The sequence below is a fragment of the Tsukamurella pseudospumae genome, assembly GCF_001575195.1.
Lineage (GTDB): Bacteria > Actinomycetota > Actinomycetes > Mycobacteriales > Mycobacteriaceae > Tsukamurella > Tsukamurella pseudospumae.
Genome location: NZ_LSRF01000103.1, coordinates 1 through 691 on the forward strand (window position 1 = coordinate 1; position 691 = coordinate 691).

Here is a 691-nt window from a genome sequence, read left to right on the forward strand (position 1 = left end):
GCGGCGGGCGCTCGGGAGAACGCATCACTCGTTGTGCTGGTCGGTTCGCGCCCCGCGCCCGGGCCGGCTCTGCGTCCACGCGTCGATGGTCTCGACGCGCCAGCCGCGGTTGCGGCCGATGATCGCATCGGGCTCGGGGAGATAGCCGCGGGCGAGGTAGGTCTTCATCGTTGAGAGCGACACACCCGTGTGCTGTGCGACCTCGCCCAGCGACAGGTAGTACTCCACGCGGCACAGCTTAGATCGGCGCCTGCGGCGCGAGCGACCGCCTGCCCGCGTCGTGCGCCGCGCCTGCTGCGATCTGCTTACGCGGCCGCGCTATTGCGCCGCACGACGCGGCCGCGATGGCCGAAGCTGTCGACGCGATGGATCTCGCTTGCCGGCACCTCCACCCCGCCCTTGGCGTGCATGTGCCCGGCATAGATCGCGAACGCGAGATTCCCATCGCGTTTGAGCTCCAGGCGCAGCCTGTCGCACGCATCGAGAAACGGACACCCAGCACACATCCGCAGCGCCTCCGCCGCCGTCTCCGACGTCGCCGTCGTCAGGTCAAACCACTGCGGTACTGGCTCACACGGAGGCGAAACCGTCGCTGAAAACTCCATCCGTGACCTCCCTGTAAGTCCCTCTTGTCGTCGCCCCCCAGCAACAACATGACAGCTATAAGGATGTCATCCATAAGTACGTCACG

General features: G+C 66.9%; 2 protein-coding genes. Both read right to left on the reverse strand.

Translation table 11 applies throughout. From position 1 onward, the window contains the following. Nucleotides 1-24 precede the first annotated feature (24 nt). Entirely contained in the window at nucleotides 25-228 is a 204-nt protein-coding gene (locus AXK60_RS25325; RefSeq protein ID WP_068571093.1) for a helix-turn-helix transcriptional regulator, read from the reverse strand. Between the two features lie 77 nt (nucleotides 229-305). Then, the gene (locus tag AXK60_RS25330; protein ID WP_068571092.1) at nucleotides 306-605 is read right to left on the reverse strand and encodes a hypothetical protein; all 300 of its coding nucleotides are present in this window, start codon (nucleotides 603-605) and stop codon (nucleotides 306-308) included. Nucleotides 606-691: the final 86 nt, after the last annotated feature.